General features: G+C 67.5%; 17 protein-coding genes and 1 tRNA gene. 8 read left to right on the top strand and 10 right to left on the bottom strand.

The window, feature by feature from the left end; translation table 11 throughout:
- Positions 1 to 164 precede the first annotated feature (164 nt).
- Positions 165 to 238, bottom strand: a tRNA-Arg gene (locus BLU04_RS02325).
- A gap of 90 nt (positions 239 to 328) precedes the next feature.
- On the opposite strand from BLU04_RS02325, the gene BLU04_RS02320 reads away from it, so the two are divergent.
- Complete coding sequence (locus BLU04_RS02320; RefSeq protein ID WP_157895038.1) at positions 329 to 895, top strand: hypothetical protein; 567 nt, start codon at positions 329 to 331, stop codon at positions 893 to 895.
- Positions 896 to 901: 6 nt separating this feature from the next.
- Here the strand turns inward: BLU04_RS02320 and BLU04_RS17140 are convergent, their stop codons facing one another.
- From BLU04_RS17140 to BLU04_RS02300, 4 genes are all read right to left on the bottom strand, one after another.
- Positions 902 to 1,651 carry a choice-of-anchor R domain-containing protein gene (locus tag BLU04_RS17140; protein WP_093281709.1) on the bottom strand — a complete coding sequence of 250 codons (750 nt, stop codon included), beginning with the start codon at positions 1,649 to 1,651 and terminating at the stop codon, positions 902 to 904.
- A 43-nt stretch (positions 1,652 to 1,694) separates the two neighbouring features.
- Positions 1,695 to 2,660, bottom strand: a complete 966-nt coding sequence (locus BLU04_RS02310; protein WP_093281707.1) for a helix-turn-helix domain-containing protein — start codon at positions 2,658 to 2,660, stop codon at positions 1,695 to 1,697.
- A 111-nt stretch (positions 2,661 to 2,771) separates the two neighbouring features.
- A complete protein-coding gene (locus tag BLU04_RS02305) occupies positions 2,772 to 3,782 on the bottom strand; it encodes a hypothetical protein (protein WP_093281706.1) in 1,011 nt (336 codons plus the stop codon).
- 63 nt (positions 3,783 to 3,845) lie between these two features.
- Positions 3,846 to 4,598 (bottom strand): hypothetical protein, encoded by a 753-nt coding sequence (locus BLU04_RS02300; protein ID WP_093281703.1) that lies wholly within the window; start codon positions 4,596 to 4,598, stop codon positions 3,846 to 3,848.
- Positions 4,599 to 4,687: 89 nt separating this feature from the next.
- On the opposite strand from BLU04_RS02300, the gene BLU04_RS02295 reads away from it, so the two are divergent.
- A complete protein-coding gene (locus tag BLU04_RS02295; protein WP_093281700.1) occupies positions 4,688 to 6,019 on the top strand; it encodes a hypothetical protein in 1,332 nt (443 codons plus the stop codon).
- 7 nt (positions 6,020 to 6,026) lie between these two features.
- Here BLU04_RS02295 and BLU04_RS02290 read toward each other — a convergent pair whose 3' ends face one another.
- On the bottom strand, positions 6,027 to 7,115 hold the full coding sequence (locus BLU04_RS02290) for an alkene reductase (protein WP_093281698.1): 1,089 nt from the start codon (positions 7,113 to 7,115) through the stop codon (positions 6,027 to 6,029).
- A 124-nt stretch (positions 7,116 to 7,239) separates the two neighbouring features.
- Between BLU04_RS02290 and BLU04_RS02285 the strand changes: the two genes are divergently transcribed.
- Positions 7,240 to 7,800 (top strand): glutathione peroxidase, encoded by a 561-nt coding sequence (locus BLU04_RS02285; protein WP_093281695.1) that lies wholly within the window; start codon positions 7,240 to 7,242, stop codon positions 7,798 to 7,800.
- A gap of 41 nt (positions 7,801 to 7,841) precedes the next feature.
- Here the strand turns inward: BLU04_RS02285 and BLU04_RS02280 are convergent, their stop codons facing one another.
- A complete protein-coding gene (locus BLU04_RS02280) occupies positions 7,842 to 8,072 on the bottom strand; it encodes a helix-turn-helix transcriptional regulator (RefSeq protein WP_093281693.1) in 231 nt (76 codons plus the stop codon).
- Positions 8,073 to 8,249: 177 nt separating this feature from the next.
- A complete protein-coding gene (locus BLU04_RS02275) occupies positions 8,250 to 8,921 on the bottom strand; it encodes a gamma-glutamyl-gamma-aminobutyrate hydrolase family protein (protein WP_093281690.1) in 672 nt (223 codons plus the stop codon).
- 127 nt (positions 8,922 to 9,048) lie between these two features.
- On the opposite strand from BLU04_RS02275, the gene BLU04_RS02270 reads away from it, so the two are divergent.
- From BLU04_RS02270 to BLU04_RS02255, 4 genes are all read left to right on the top strand, one after another.
- Positions 9,049 to 9,435, top strand: a complete 387-nt coding sequence (locus BLU04_RS02270) for a DUF2237 domain-containing protein (protein WP_093281687.1) — start codon at positions 9,049 to 9,051, stop codon at positions 9,433 to 9,435.
- Between the two features lie 9 nt (positions 9,436 to 9,444).
- Positions 9,445 to 10,164 (top strand): DUF1345 domain-containing protein, encoded by a 720-nt coding sequence (locus BLU04_RS02265; RefSeq protein ID WP_093281685.1) that lies wholly within the window; start codon positions 9,445 to 9,447, stop codon positions 10,162 to 10,164.
- 77 nt (positions 10,165 to 10,241) lie between these two features.
- Positions 10,242 to 10,685 (top strand): MarR family winged helix-turn-helix transcriptional regulator, encoded by a 444-nt coding sequence (locus tag BLU04_RS02260; protein WP_197673005.1) that lies wholly within the window; start codon positions 10,242 to 10,244, stop codon positions 10,683 to 10,685.
- 42 nt (positions 10,686 to 10,727) lie between these two features.
- Positions 10,728 to 11,474: a glucose 1-dehydrogenase gene (locus BLU04_RS02255; protein WP_093281684.1), complete on the top strand. Its 747-nt coding sequence runs from the start codon at positions 10,728 to 10,730 to the stop codon at positions 11,472 to 11,474.
- A gap of 15 nt (positions 11,475 to 11,489) precedes the next feature.
- On the opposite strand, the gene BLU04_RS02250 is transcribed toward BLU04_RS02255, so the two are convergent.
- Complete coding sequence (locus tag BLU04_RS02250) at positions 11,490 to 12,152, bottom strand: DNA-3-methyladenine glycosylase (protein ID WP_093281682.1); 663 nt, start codon at positions 12,150 to 12,152, stop codon at positions 11,490 to 11,492.
- Positions 12,153 to 12,237: 85 nt separating this feature from the next.
- Between BLU04_RS02250 and BLU04_RS02245 the strand changes: the two genes are divergently transcribed.
- A complete protein-coding gene (locus BLU04_RS02245; protein WP_093281680.1) occupies positions 12,238 to 13,131 on the top strand; it encodes an NlpC/P60 family protein in 894 nt (297 codons plus the stop codon).
- Between the two features lie 217 nt (positions 13,132 to 13,348).
- Here the strand turns inward: BLU04_RS02245 and BLU04_RS02240 are convergent, their stop codons facing one another.
- On the bottom strand, positions 13,349 to 13,906 hold the full coding sequence (locus tag BLU04_RS02240; protein ID WP_093281677.1) for a hypothetical protein: 558 nt from the start codon (positions 13,904 to 13,906) through the stop codon (positions 13,349 to 13,351).
- Positions 13,907 to 14,069 lie beyond the last annotated feature (163 nt).

Below are 14,069 nucleotides of genomic sequence, written 5' to 3'. Positions count from 1 at the left end.
TTTCACTCAAATTGAGTGCTTCACTGGTCAGTGAAATGCATGAGAGGAAAAGTCTCCAAATTTTTCGCCTCGCTTTACCAAGGCATAAAGTGGCCGCCCCTCAATCCAAGGCATAAAATGGCCAAAGCGGCCAATTAATGGGTTCTGGCCCACCGGACCCGCCGCATGCCCGGCTGGATTCGAACCAGCGACCAGCAGATTAGAAATCTGCTGCTCTATCCAACTGAGCTACGGGCACATGGGGTGGCGGAGGCCGATGATGCCCGATTCCCGGAAGGGCGTCGAACCCATTATTGTTTTGGGCTACAGCCTCCGCTAGGGTGGGGTGATGGGTGTGCGCTGGAAGACGGTGTGGAAGCGGGTTTGGATCGGGAGCGTGGTGCTGGTGGGCGGCGGGATATTGGTTTCCATGTCGTTTCCGTGCATGTGCGAAAACATGCACCGGGCGAACACGCTGAAGACGGTGAGCAACGGCAAACAGATCGCCCTCGTGGCGCTCCATCCCGCGCCGGACGGCAGGCAGCCGCGTTATCCTGCCGATTTTCCACCCGGCACGACGGCGAAGGAGTACGTCTCCTATCTCGTGAAGGAGGGATTCCTGAAGGAGGCCGATTTGAAGATCTTCTCCTGCCCTGGCTTCCGGGCGGCGGGCCGTCTCGACGACTTCTCGGAGAAGACGCTGGCTTTCAAAATTTTCCGCGTATCGGCCGACGATCCTCCCGATACGGTTTTCCTGGTTTCCAGGGAGAAGCGGAGTCCCGGCTCCAAAGCGTTGAAGAAGGACGTGGTGGTGATCTACAAGGCGGGCAACGGGGAGGTCTATCCACCGGCGGAGGCGCTGGAGCCGGTCTTGCAGCATCTCCCCGCGGGCCGCTCCCAGACGCTCCCGCCCTAGGTCGGCCTAGGATTGGGAAGAGGCGTCCGCCGTCTGTTCCCGCCTCCTCCGTGCGGCGAGGGAGAGCGGGATGAGGCCGAGGAGAATGAGGAGATAGAGCGAGGGTTCGGGGACGGCGATGGCGGTGCCGTCGATTTCCATCCAATTGTAATTGCCCGAGGCGGTGGTCCAGGTGGAGGGGCTGGTGTTGGCACCGCTATAGGCGGCGAGGAAGAGGGCGTTGACGCTGGTCGGCTTGATGCTGGGAGAGGTGTTCGGCATGGCCCACGTGAAGCTGGAGCTGCCGCTGTCCCGCACGACGAGGAAGTAGGCGGTGTTGGCGCTCAGGGTGACCGTCGTCGCGGGGTCGAAGGTGTAGGTGGTGAAGCCGGTGGCGGCGTTCGGCGTGGTGTTGCTGGCGATGTAGGTGAAGGCGTTGCCGGGGTCGAGGGTGAGGGTGGCGACGACGGTGGTGCTGACGCTGGTTCCGTTGGCGGCGAAGATCTGGATGCTGGGGAGGTCGGTCGTCGCGTCGCCTGTCATGGCGAGGCGGAGCTTGACCGCAGTGAGGGTGAAGGAGAGGGAGCCGAGCGTGAAGCCGACGGCCTTGCCGCTGGTGCTGGCGATGGAGGAGGAGCTGGCGCTGTTGTTCGAGGTGGAGAAGGCTGGATCGGCCAGGTTGCCGATGACGATGTCGGCATGGAGCGGGGAGGAAGGAATCGCAAGCAGCAGGAGGAGGGCGGCCCAGACTTTCGGAAAGAGGCGTTCTATCTTCATAAGGAAGAAGATGGCGATTGCAATCGAAAGCGGTTAGGCGGAATCAAACGGGGGTCTGGTCTTTTTCAAAGGTTCTCCGGTAGGTCAACGGAGACATTCCTTCGTGTTGGCGGAAGGTTTTCCCAAAGCGGCTGGGGTCGGAGAAGCCGCACTTGTAGCCGACCTCGCTGATGCCGAAGCGGTCGACGCGGAGGAGGTGCTTCGCCCGCTCGATCCGGACGCGGTTCACGTAGTCGTTCAGGCTCATGCCGACGCTCTTGCCGAAGAGGGCGCCGAGGTAGTTCGGATGGCACTGGAAGCGCCGGGCGAGGTCGGAGACGCGGCACGGCTCGCCGTAGTGGCGGCTGACGTGCTCGCCGACGAGGCGGACGAGGGAAGGCTTCTGCGCCAGGATGCGCCAGGTGACCGACTCGTAGTCGATCCGGTAACGCTCGACGGGGACGGCGAGCGATTCGCACAGGAGGTGGATGGTCTCGGCCATCGTCCGCAGCCGTTCCCGGTGGGTGCCGATCTCGGCGCGGGTAATGACGGGGACCCGCTCGAAGGTGGCGAGGAGAGGGGCGGGATCGATCTGCTTCCGTTGGCAATGGCGGGCGATGCGGGCCAGCGATTTCTTCCGCCATTCGCGGACGGAGACCTGCCCGTAGTAGAGGACGCCGAGGAGGACGCCGTGGTGGATCACCGGCTCGACGAGGTCGAGGAGGCCGAGGTGGCAGAGGCCGTGGAAGCCGGTCTGGCGGCGGAGGGCGATCCGGTTGGTCGCCCGCTTGTTCATCGTGCAGTCGGCATAACGCCCGTCGAAGCTCCAGTGGACCGACGATTTCGCCAGCTGGCAGTGGTCGCAGTCGTGGATCTGGCGGGCGACGGGGAGGGTGAGTTCGGGGTAGTCGACGGTGATCCCGGAGAGGTCGTCGAAGCAGATCCGCAATGGGCCGGTGGCTCCCAGGAGGGCGAGGAGACGCTCCAGCAGCGAGGGAGGCGGCGGGGCCGGTTTCGAGGGGGAAATCATGGACGCGGGGACTCAGGGTCGGCAGGCGGGCGCGAGTGCGGGTGCGGCGAGCTTGCCCAAGCTGCGCCGATAAACGCAACGCTGTTTCCAACTCTTCCCGCGCCGCGGCAGTTATTCCGCCAGGGCCTTCAGCGCGGCGCGTTCTTCCGTTCCCAGTGCGGCGGAGTCGGAGGCGAGGGCCGCCGTGATCGCGTCGGCCACGGCTCCGGCCATCTCGGGCGCGGCGGCGAGGTCGGGGGCTTCGGCAAGGAATTCGGCGAGGAAGCGGGGGAGGCTTCGTCCGTAGATCCAGCAGCCGAAGTGGAAGAAGGTCCGGGCCATCGCCTCGAAATCGTTCCGTCCTTTTTCCTTCCACTGCCGCGCGAGGGCGAGGGCCTCGTCGACGGCGTCGGTCGCCTCGGCGACGACGGCGTGGGGGATCGGGCGGGGGGCGGGGAAATCGCGGACGACGAGGCGGCAGAGGGCGTGGCGGGCCTTGAGGGCGACCTCGGCGTGGAGGAGGTCGCTCTGTTCCGCGGGGCGGGCGAGGGCGAGGGCCTCGCGGAGGGCGGCGTAGGCTTCGTCGCTCTCCGTGACCTGGGCTTCCGCGCCGAGACCGGCGAGGGCGCCGGCCAAGTTGGCCAGGGCGCTGGCCCGCAGGAGGGGACGGTCTTCGACGGCGGCGGCAGCCGGGGCGGCGAGGGTGTCGAGCGCGGCCCGGAACATGAGGGCCGCCTCGCGGTCGCGCGGGGGGCTTTGCCGCTGGAGGGCGACGCCCCGGTTGAGCTTCGCGATGGCGAGGCGGCGGGGGTAGAGGGGGTTTTCGCCGAGGGGGAGGGTCTCGAGGAGGGCGAGGGCCTCGTCGTAGGAGTGGACGGCGTCGTTCAGCGCCGGGGCGGTGCCGAGGCGGGCGAAGGCGTCGCCCCGGTTGATCCAGCCCGCGCTCAGGCCGTAGCGGAAGAAGGGGTTTTCCTCCAGCGGCAGAGTCCGGCGGAGGGCGATGGCCCGGTCGAAGCAGCGGATCGCTTCCTCGAGCGCGGCGGGGGAGGTCTCCGGGAGGAGGTCCATCCCGCGGTGCATCCAATCGCTCGCCTCTTGGTTGAGGCGTCGGAAGGTTTCCGTGGCGGATGGGGGCTCGTCCATGAGGGTGCGGGGAGGAGGGGAAGGATGTCCGATTCGGGCCGACCCGTCGAATCGATTCTCTTTTCAGCGAAGCCGCCACGCGCCGGCGTGGTGGATGCGCTCGTGCCGGGACGATTCCTCGCCGAAGGGGCAGACGGTCCAGTCCCATTCCCGGCTCCAGGTCGAGGGAGGGAGGGGGATGCCGAAGAGGAGATCGCTCCGTTTCAGGATGGTGCCGTCGGGGGCGCGCCGGATCATCCCGATGTCGGTGAGGAGGAGGACGGGGCAGGAGTCGGGAAAGCGGCCCAGGGCGTCGAGGTGGGAGACGACGAGGGCGGGACGTCGGTCGGCGTTGGCCTTGCCGAGGGGGAGCTGGGAGAGGACGTTGGCCGAGATGACGAGGCCGATGGCGGGATCGGTTTGCCACGTTTGCCACGCCCCCGAGACAGCGGGGTCGGGGCCGGTGAGGTCGCGGACGAGGTGGACGATCCGGCGGCGGCGGGGATGGAGAAGGGTGCGGAGCCGGACCGGCCAGAGGTGGACGGCGTCGACGAGGAGGACCCGCTCGAAGCGTTCGGCGAGGAGGTCGAGGGGAATGTCGTGGGCGAGGCCCGATCCGAGGACGAGGACGGTCCGGCCCCGCCCGTCCGGCGCGGGATCGGGCAATGTCCCGACGGTTTCCGCGACCGCCGCATGGCATTGCGCGTAGTGGGGTTCCCAGGCGGCGCGGCACCGCCCGGCCCGGGACCAGAGGGCGACGGCGCTCCCGACCCGTCCCCGGAGGCGCGCCCTGAGGGAGGCGGGGGCGGTGAGGTAGTGGAAGGCTTCGGCGAGCATGGCGGCCCCGGATGGTAACCGGGGATTGTCGATTTTGCGAGGGCGATGCTTCCCCTTCGGTCCCGATTCGGCTACGTTGCCGGGCAAGAATGAATCTTTCCTTCCGCGTCGGGTGGCGAGGCGTCCTCTGCGGCGCGGTCGCGGCGATGCTCCTGGCCTCGCTCCTCCCTTCCCTGCGGGCCGACGACGAGGAGGGCGGCGGAAACCCATCGGTGACGCCGGAGCAGCTCAACGCGGCGGCGGGGATCGCCCTCTTCCCCACGGGGCCGACGACCGGGGCGGGCGATGCGGCTGCGGCGACGGCGATGCCGCTGTGGGACGAGGCGTCGGAGATGACGGCGAAGCGGCTCCGGATCCCGCGCGAGTCGATCACGACGACCCAGTCGAGCTACCGGCTCTATCCCTCGGCGGCGTTCCGGCTCTTCGGCGTCCGGCCCTATTCGATCGCGCTCTACGCGAAGGAGGGGAAACCGGGCGAGCTTTCGATCATCTTCGCGAACACGGGCGATTACTTCACCGACGAGGAGAACGTCGGCCCGAAGGGCGGCCCCGCGCCCGAGATGAAGAAGCTCGTCGACGGCTTCCACGAGCGGCTCCGCTCCGACGAGACGACGCTGCGGGCGAACATCACCGCCGTCCTCGGGAAGCCCTCGTTCTCCCGCTACGGCGACCGCGACATGGATTACGAGGTGCTGCGGTGGGTCTGGGGGAGTCATGTCCTCCTCCTGGCGAAGCCGCAGGACAAGTACGTCCTCCTGCGGATCGTCCCGACGAAAAAGGAGGCGAAGGAGGTGCCGAAGTGGGAGGACCGCAAGGCCCAGCTGGCCCAGCGGGTCATCCGGCGGGAGAACGGCGACGTGATCCTCGGGGAGATCCCGATGGTCGACCAGGGGCCGAAGGGCTACTGCGTCCCGGCGACGTGGGAACGCTACCTCCGCTACCTCGACATCCCCGCCGACATGTACGTGCTGGCCCAGTTCGGCGGGACCAGCCTCGGCGGCGGGACCAATCCGGCGGCGCTGGCCGGGGCGGCCCAATCGCTGGCGAGCTCCAACGGATTGCGGATCGACGCCGAGACCCGGCCCTTCATCTTCGCGATGATCCCCGACATGATCGACCGGGGCATCCCCCTCATGTGGTGCTGCCGTGTCTCGGAGAAGAACGACGCGGAGATCGACAAGTTCACCTCCGAGCGGAAGAAGACGGCCTGGGCCGACTGGCTGAAGCTCCTCCAGAACCGGACCCGGCTGAACGCCCCGATCCCCGGCAACGGCCACATGCGGATGATCGTCGGCTACAACAAGGAATCGCAGGAGATCGCGATCTCCGATTCGTGGGGCCTCTGGTTCGAGGAACGGTGGCTCCCCTTCGACCAGGCCCAGCAGATCTCGGAGAACATCCTCTACACGATCCGTTGGTAGCGGGCGATTATCCCAGCGTGGGATAATCGGTGTACCCCTTCTCCTTCCCCGTCCCCTCCGCCCCGCCGGTGAAGTAGAAGGTCTCGGGGACGGGCGCATTCAACGGCGCTCCTCCGATCAGCCGCTTCGGGAGGTCGGGGTTCGCGATGAAGAGCTTGCCGAAGGCGACGGCGTCGGCCTCGCCCGCGTCGATCACGGCCTCGGACTCTTCCGGCGTCAGCTTCTCGTTCACGATGTAGGCGCCGCCGAAGGCCTTCTTCAGGACCGGCCCGAGGCGGGGCTTCTCCCCCTCGATCGATTCCCGGGCGAAGAGGAAGGCGATCTTCCGCTTCCCCGTCTCGCGGGCGACGTGGGTGAAGGTCGCCTCGGGATCGGAGTCGCCCATTCCCTGGGCATCGCCGCGCGGGGCGAGGTGGAGGCCGACCCGGTCGGCGCCCCAGACGGAGATCGCCGCGTCGACGGCCTCGAGCATGAGGCGGGCGCGGTTCTCGACGGGGCCGCCGTAGTCGTCGGTCCGCCGGTTCGACCCGTCCTGGAGGAACTGGTCGAGGAGGTAGCCGTTCGCGCCGTGGATCTCGACGCCGTCGAAGCCCGCGGCCTGGGCGTTCTCGGCCCCCTTCCGGTAGGCGGCGACGATGCCGGGGATCTCCGCGCGGTCGAGGGCGCGGGGCGTGACGAACGGCTTCAGCGGGCGGATGAGGCTGACGTGGCCCGCGGGGGCGACGGCGCTGGGGGCGACGGGGAGCTGCCCGCCGAGGTAGACCGGATCGGAGACCCGGCCGACGTGCCAGAGCTGGAGAAGGATCCGGCCCCCGGCCTCATGGACGGCGCGGGTGACGGCCTTCCATCCCTCGACCTGGGCGGCCGACCAGATGCCGGGCGTGTCGGGATAGCCGACGCCCATCGGATCGATCGAGGTCGCCTCCGAGACGATGAGGCCCGCCGAGGCCCGCTGCCGGTAATACTCGGCCATCAGCGGCGTCGGGACCCGGCCCGCCGCCGACCGGCAGCGGGTAAGGGGGGCCATGACGACGCGGTTCGGAAGCTGCCAGGCGCCGATGCGGACCGGCGTGCCGAGGGGGGAGGGGGTGCTCATGTGGGTTGGTGGAAGAGTATATAGTTCATTAAAATTGAACCATTGAACCGTCCGGCTGTCAAGTTTTGCGGGTGTTGCGTCCGATCCTATGATAGCATCGTTTTTCCACCCCGCCCCTCCCCCCATGAAATCCCTCGCCTTTCTGACCACCCTCCTTCTCCTCATTGGAACGCCCATGACCCACGCCCAGACCCCCGCGCCCGCCCCGGCCGCCTCCTTCTACGACCTCGACACGAAGACCCTCGCAGGCGAGGCCCAGCCGCTCTCCCTCTACAAGGGGAAGGTCTCCCTCGTCGTGAACCTCGCCTCGAAGTGCGGCTTCACCCCGCAGTACACCGGCCTCGAAACCCTCTACGAAAAGTACAAGGACAAGGGGTTCGTCCTCCTCGGTTTCCCCTCGAACGATTTCGGCGGCCAGGAGCCCGGCACCCCGGCGGAGATCCAGACCTTCTGCAGCGCGAAGTACAGCGTCACCTTCCCCCTCTTCGAGAAAGTCGTCACGAAGAAGGGCGACGGCCAGAGCCCGATCTACGTCTTCCTCACCAGCGCCCACGACGCGCCGAAGTGGAACTTCACGAAATACCTGATCGACAAGCAGGGCCACGTCGTCGCCGTCTTCCCGAGCGCGGTGAAGCCCGAGGACCCCGCCCTCGTCTCGGCCCTCGAGGCCGAGCTGGCGAAGTAGAGGCGTTTTTCGTTCAACGGACGAAGGCGTCCGGGCTCGGGCTATCGCCGGAGGAGTTCCCGGACATCGACGCGGAGGATGTCGGCAAGGTGGAGGAGCTCGATGTCGCCGACCCAGCGGCGCTGGCCTTCGATGCGGGCAATCACGTCGCGGCTCACATCCCATTCGGCGCGTTGGCAGCGGGCTGCGAGTTCAGCTTGGGAAAGCCCCATTGCGGTCCGGAGTTTCCGGATTGCGGGACCACAGAGATTGAGTTTTCGGGACGAGGCCATGCCAAATAAGGACTACGCACATGACCTTAGGAATGACGAAAGCTCAAGCTGTGTGACATTCCACACAAAATAAATTTTCAGCATGTTTCCCATCGCATCGGACCACATCGGGCTCCAATCGAGGCGCGATTTTCGAGGAGCAGGGAAGGAGCGGAAATTCCGCGACCGAAGCCGCCGCTAGACCGGGACGGTCTTCGCATTCGCCTTCACCGCCTCGACGAAGGCGTCGAAAAGAGGACGGTAGAGGGGATCGCGCTCGGGATGGTATTGAACCCCGAGGGCGAAGGGGTGGTCGATCAGGCGGACCTGCTCGACGGTGCCGTCGTCCGCATGCCGCGCCTCGACGGAGAGCCCCGCGCCGAGGCGGTCGATCGACTGGTGGTGGGAGCTGTTCACGAAGGGGAAACGGATCGCGACGGGGACCGGGACCGAGGCGTCGGCGACGTAGCGGAGGGGCTGGAGGTTGCCGAGTTTCTGCTCGGGATCGCGGTGGCCCGGGATGTCGAGGTGGAGGGTGCCGCCGAGGGCGACGTTGAGGACCTGGTGTCCCCGGCAGATCGCGAGGATCGGGACGCGGCCCGCCAGCGCCCGCTTCACCGCCTCGAATTCCCAGGCATCCCGCGCCGGATCGGGCTCCTCCACGTGGAGCGGATCGGCGACGGGCTGGCGGAGGAAGGCGGCGGCGATGTCGGAACCGCCGGTGAGGAGGAGGCCGTCGGAGGGGAGAAGCGGGATCTCCCCGCCCGAAAGGGGGCGGGCGTCCTGGAGCGTCACGCCGGAGTACGCCTCGAATACGCGGGCAAAGGGAGCCTCGTCGCATTCGCGGAGCCAGGTGGCGATCATCTTCATCGTGCCGCCAAGGCTAACTCCAAAAGGGAGGGCCGTCCATGGAGGTTTGCGCCCGGTTTTCGGCCCGTCGTCCTCCCTCCGATCGGGGCTTGGCGCGGCGCGGGCCGGTCGCTAGCGTCGTCTTCCCATGGCTCACCCGACTCCCGCCCCCGTCCGGACCAACGTCCTCGGCGGCCCCCTCCAGGCCTGCTGCCACGATCCCGTCACCGGCTTCTACCGGGACGGCTACTGCCGCACCGGCCCCGGCGACATCGGCCTCCACACGGTCTGCATCGAGGCGACCGAGGAGTTCCTCGCCTTCAGCCGCGCCGCCGGGAACGACCTCTCGACCCCCGTCCCCCAGTTCCAGTTCCCCGGCCTCCGCCCGGGCGACCGGTGGTGCCTCTGCGTCACCCGCTGGATGGAAGCCCTCGAGGCGGGCATGGCCCCTGCCGTCCACCTGGAGGCGAGCCACATCTCGGCGCTCGAATTCGTCTCCCTCGAAGACCTCCAAAGCCACGCCGTCCCGGAATAGCCTCCTCCCATGACTCCCGCCACGCCCCGCCATCACTCCCTTCCTTCCCGTATCCGGGGCGTGCTCCGGCACTGGGACGCCCACCACCGGTTCTTTTTCGCCTTCGCCGTGGCGCTCCTGGCGGCGCTGCCCCTTCCCGCTCGGGACGAGGTCGGGCCGATGATCCGGGCGGTGCTCGGCTGGGATCTTTTCGCCTTCGTCACCCTCGTCCTCGCCTGGCTCTCGATCGTCCTCGCCGATCCCTACGAGGTGCGGCGCAACGCGCGGCTCCAGGATGCGAACCGGACCTTCCTCTTCGTCATCGTCATCTCGGCGGCGACGGCGAGCCTCCTCGCCGTCGGCCTCCTGCTGGGGCAGAGCAAGGAGAACCCCCTCGGCGCGGCCAGCCTCGGCGGCCACATCGCCCTCGCGCTGGCGGCGATCTTCCTCTCGTGGGCGCTGATCCACACCCTCTTCACCCTCCGCTACGCCCACTATTACTACAAGGACGCCCGGCAAAAGGCGCGGGAGCACATCAAGGGCGGGATCGACTTCCCGGGGAACGAGCATCCCGATTACCTCGACTTCGCCTACTTCTCCTTCGTCATCGGGATGACGGCGCAGGTCTCCGACGTCACGATCTCCGAGCGTCGCGTCCGGCGCGTCGTCCTGGTCCACGGCCTCATCTCGTTCCTGTTCAATACCGCGATCCTGGCGATCTTCGTGAACATCGTCGCCGGGCTGCTGTAGGGGCTGCCTCTTCTCTCTTCTCCCTCTTCAAAAACAAAAATTTGACGCCGCACCCAAATAGGGGCATATTCCCCTAAATGAAGAACCGCGCGGCGATCCCCGTCCTCCCCTGCCACTGCGCCAGCCTCCGCAAGGCCGCGCGGCATCTCTCCCAGGCCTACGACGAGGCCCTCGCCCCTTCCGGCCTGCGGATCACCCAGTTCTCCCTCCTCGCCGCGATCTCCCTCACCCAGGAGGGGGAGCCGACGCTCCGCGAGCTCGCCGAGACGATGGGGATGGACCGCTCGACCCTCGGCCACAACCTCCGCCCGCTCGAGCGGGAGCACCTCGTCAGCCTGGAGACGGGCCGCGCCGACGCCCGCAGCCGGAGCGTCGTCCTGACGCCGCAGGGACGGGAGAAGCTCAACCAGGCCGCCCCGCTCTGGCGGGCGATGCAGGCCCGCTTCGAGGCCGGTTACGGCAAGGGGCCGAGCGCCTCCCTCCGCGCCTCCCTCCTCCGCGTGGCGGGAATGCCTTTCTGATTTTTGTCCCGCAGAATCAACCCCCAAAGAAAACCACCCCCCATGCCGATCCCTTCCCTCAAGCTCGCCGATAAAACCGCCCTCGTCACCGGAGCCTCGAAAGGCATCGGCGCCGCCATCGCCAAGGCCCTGGCCGCCGAGGGCGCGGCGGTCGTCGTCAATTATGCGTCGAGCCGCGACGCCGCCGACCGCGTCGTCAACGAGATCACCCTCGTCGGCGGCCGGGCCGTCGCCATCCAGGGCGACGTCTCGAAGAAGGCCGACATCGACCGCCTCCTCGTCGAGACGCAGAAAGCCTTCGGCCCGCTCGACATTCTCGTGAACAACGCCGGGATCTACCTTCCCGCGCCCGTCGGCTCGATCACCGAGGAGAACTTCCACCGCCAGTTCGACCTCAACGTCCTCGGCCTCGTCCTCCTCTCGCAGGAGGCGCTCCCCTACTTCCGCGCCGCGGGCGGGAGCATCGTCAACGTCAGCTCCGTCGTCGCCCGGCTCTCCCTCCCCGGCCTCGCGGTCTACAGCGCGACGAAGGCGGCGGTCGACTCGGTCACGCGGACCTTCGCCCGGGAACTCGCCCCGAAGAAGATCCGGGTGAACGCGGTCAACCCCGGCATCATCGCCACCGAGGGAACCCACAGCGCCGGATTCGTCGAGAAGGGGCAGGAAGCCTCGCCCCTCGGCCCCGTCGGCAAGCCCGAGGCGATCGCCTCGATCGTGACCTTCCTCGCCTCCGACGAGGCCCGCTGGATCAACGGGGAGACCCACTTCGCCACGGGCGAGATCCTCTGAATCAAAAGAGAAGCCCTACTCCGTGTCGAGCGAGCGCCAGAGGTACCAGCTCGCCACGGAGCGGTAGGGCTGCCAGCGGCGGGCGTGGCGGACGATCTGCTCCGGCGTCGGATCTTTCCCCTTCGGCTTTCCGTAGAGTTTCTTGAAGGCGAGGCGGATCGCGAAGTCGCCCGTCGGCATCACGTCGGGGCGCCCGAGGTGGGAGATCAGGAGCATCTGGACCGTCCACGGCCCGATGCCCCGCACCTGCGTCAGGCGGGCGATCAGCGCCTCGTCGTCGAGGGCGGCGGCCTCCCTCGGCGTCGGCACTGTGCCGTCGAGGCACTTCGCGTGGAGATCGCGAAGGGCGAGGAGCTTGTTCCGGGAAAGCCCCGCCCCCCGCAGCGCCTCGTCGGTCGCGAGGGCCGTGGCGGCATGGGGCGTCAGCTTCTTTCCCTGCGCCTTGCCCTGTGCCTTCAGGACCGCCTCGACCCGCCCGAGGATCGTCTCGGCAGCCTTGCCGTGGAGCTGTTGGTAGACAATCGCGCGGAGGAGCGCCTCGAAGAGGCTCTTCGCCCGCGTCCGGTTCGGGGCGTAGGGCCCGGCGCGGTCGATCACCGCGGCGAGCCGCGCGTCGGAGGCCCGCAGATGGGCGACGGCGGCGACGGGATCGAAGAGGGGAGCGGGCGGAGTCGGCACGTTGCCAGTCTAACGCGGGGAAGCGGGGCGTCGAAAAAATAACGGAGAAAAAAGCGCGCGGCCCGATCGTGGGGTATGTTGCAGGATGAATTCCCTTCGCCGCGCCTCCTGCTGGGTGCCGGTGGTATGCGGCGGGCTCGCGGTCCTTTTCGTTCCCTTGACGGGAGCGGCCGCCGAAAAGCAGGCGACCCTCGACGCGGCCCAGCTGCCCGAACTCACCTCGCAGCCTCCTCCCGTCCAGAACCTCCTCGCCGACGCCCTCGCCCTCACCGCGCAGGGCCTTTCCTACAAGTACGGTTCGGACGATCCGGCCAACGGCGGGATGGATTGCTCCGGCACCATCGAGTACCTCCTGAAGAAGGAAGGGATCGCCGCCGTCCCCCGTACGGCGAGCGACATCTATGCCTGGGTCCGGCGGCAGGAACTCTTCCAGGCCGTCGTCAGCACGAACCCCGCGAGCTTCGAGCTCGACGGGCTGAAGCCGGGCGACCTCCTCTTCTGGACCGGCACCTACAACATCGACCGCGACCCGCCCGTCACCCACGTCATGATCTACCTCGGCAAGGTCACGGGAAAGGACGGCAAGCCGCAGCGGATCATGTTCGGCGCGAGCGAGGGCCGCTACTACGCGGGCGCGCCCCGGTACGGCGTCAGCGTCTTCGACTTCGACCTCCCCGGCAGCCCCCCTCCGGCCTCCTACGTGAAGGGGACCGCCCGCTTCATCGGCTATTCCCCCGTCCCCGGCCTCCGGCAGGTGAAGGCGAAGGGAAAGGCGAAGAACGAAACGGAGATGGCCCCGCCCGCGCCGACCTTGATGCTGGCCCCTCTTCCCGCCCCGGCCCCGACCGAGGCGGAGACGACCCCGCCGGCTCCCGCCCCCGATGCGCCCGAAGTCTCGGCGACGTCGAAGGCGGCTCCCTCCGCGGCGCCCGCTCCTTCTGCTGACGCCGCGCAGGGCAGCGCGGCTCCGATGCCCTAAGCTAAGTTCCCTCCTCCTTTGCTGCGGGCGGCTCGTCCGTCGATCGGCAGGGGAACTTGGCCTCCTTCCTATCGCTCTTCCTTGAGGTCTTCAGGCAAGGGGAGAAAGTCCTCCCTCTCTCCGCTTCAGGGCAAAAAAAATCCCCCGGGTCCCTCACGATGGAGGAACCCGGGGGCATCGCACCTCGGCGCGATGAGGAACAAAGCGTTAAGTCGATTTAGTAGGCGAACCGGACACCGAGGCGGGCGAGGCCGTAGTTGTTCGTGTCGTCGGCGACCACGTAGCGGGCGTCGGTGAAGATGCCCCAGTTCCGGGTGAAGCGCCATTCGACGCCCACGCCCAGGTCGCCCGTCGCCTGCTCGTCGTTCGTCATGAAGTTCCCGCCCGCGCCGATGAAGGCGTAAGGAGCGATGTGGAGCGACTCGATGGGGTAGCGGGCGATCAGGTTCAGCGTCGCCGAGCTCACGGTGTCGACCGTCGAGCCGCCGTCGAAGCCGCTTCCTTCGAGGCCGAGGCCGATGTAGCGGCTGAAGAAGTAATTCACCCCGGCGCCGCCGCCGCCGCCCGAGTTGATCACCCCGCTCCCGGCGACCGCATAGGCGCCGAAGGCGTCGACCTGCCATTCGTTGGCGCGGAAGTAGGAATAATCGGGTTGGACGTTCTGGGAGAGCAACGAGTGGTGGAAGTCCTTCGGATCGTTGTTGCCGTCTCCGGCAAAGGCCGTGATGGCGCTCAGGGTCAGGACAAGGCTCAGCAGTTTCAATTTCGCATTCATGGTTTTCTCCTATGGGTGGGTAGGCGTCGGGGGGGAATTCTTCCCTCCACCGCCGCCCGGGTTCCTTTTGGAAGAAAGGTGCAGGCACCGTGCCATCGCCCCGTTTCCCCCGTTCCCTTCAGAGGAGGTTCCCGATCATGCAAAACGAGGCGGGCGGTTGTTT

This window comes from Verrucomicrobium sp. GAS474 (genome assembly GCF_900105685.1).
Classification (GTDB): Bacteria; Verrucomicrobiota; Verrucomicrobiia; order Methylacidiphilales; family GAS474; genus GAS474.
The sequence above is the reverse complement of the archived record's forward strand: the minus strand, read 5'-3'. Positions and strand labels throughout refer to the sequence as shown.

Coding starts and splice junctions, on each gene's coding strand:
- BLU04_RS02240 (WP_093281677.1), bottom strand. CDS start 13,906: ATGAATGCGAAATTGAAACTGCTGAGCCTTGTCCTGACCCTGAGCGCC.
- BLU04_RS02265 (WP_093281685.1), top strand. CDS start 9,445: ATGACTCCCGCCACGCCCCGCCATCACTCCCTTCCTTCCCGTATCCGG.
- BLU04_RS02270 (WP_093281687.1), top strand. CDS start 9,049: ATGGCTCACCCGACTCCCGCCCCCGTCCGGACCAACGTCCTCGGCGGC.
- BLU04_RS02260 (WP_197673005.1), top strand. CDS start 10,242: ATGAAGAACCGCGCGGCGATCCCCGTCCTCCCCTGCCACTGCGCCAGC.
- BLU04_RS02310 (WP_093281707.1), bottom strand. CDS start 2,660: ATGATTTCCCCCTCGAAACCGGCCCCGCCGCCTCCCTCGCTGCTGGAG.
- BLU04_RS02295 (WP_093281700.1), top strand. CDS start 4,688: ATGAATCTTTCCTTCCGCGTCGGGTGGCGAGGCGTCCTCTGCGGCGCG.
- BLU04_RS02320 (WP_157895038.1), top strand. CDS start 329: ATGGGTGTGCGCTGGAAGACGGTGTGGAAGCGGGTTTGGATCGGGAGC.
- BLU04_RS02245 (WP_093281680.1), top strand. CDS start 12,238: ATGAATTCCCTTCGCCGCGCCTCCTGCTGGGTGCCGGTGGTATGCGGC.
- BLU04_RS02280 (WP_093281693.1), bottom strand. CDS start 8,072: ATGGCCTCGTCCCGAAAACTCAATCTCTGTGGTCCCGCAATCCGGAAA.
- BLU04_RS02305 (WP_093281706.1), bottom strand. CDS start 3,782: ATGGACGAGCCCCCATCCGCCACGGAAACCTTCCGACGCCTCAACCAA.
- BLU04_RS02275 (WP_093281690.1), bottom strand. CDS start 8,921: ATGAAGATGATCGCCACCTGGCTCCGCGAATGCGACGAGGCTCCCTTT.
- BLU04_RS02285 (WP_093281695.1), top strand. CDS start 7,240: ATGAAATCCCTCGCCTTTCTGACCACCCTCCTTCTCCTCATTGGAACG.
- BLU04_RS02290 (WP_093281698.1), bottom strand. CDS start 7,115: ATGAGCACCCCCTCCCCCCTCGGCACGCCGGTCCGCATCGGCGCCTGG.
- BLU04_RS17140 (WP_093281709.1), bottom strand. CDS start 1,651: ATGAAGATAGAACGCCTCTTTCCGAAAGTCTGGGCCGCCCTCCTCCTG.
- BLU04_RS02255 (WP_093281684.1), top strand. CDS start 10,728: ATGCCGATCCCTTCCCTCAAGCTCGCCGATAAAACCGCCCTCGTCACC.
- BLU04_RS02300 (WP_093281703.1), bottom strand. CDS start 4,598: ATGCTCGCCGAAGCCTTCCACTACCTCACCGCCCCCGCCTCCCTCAGG.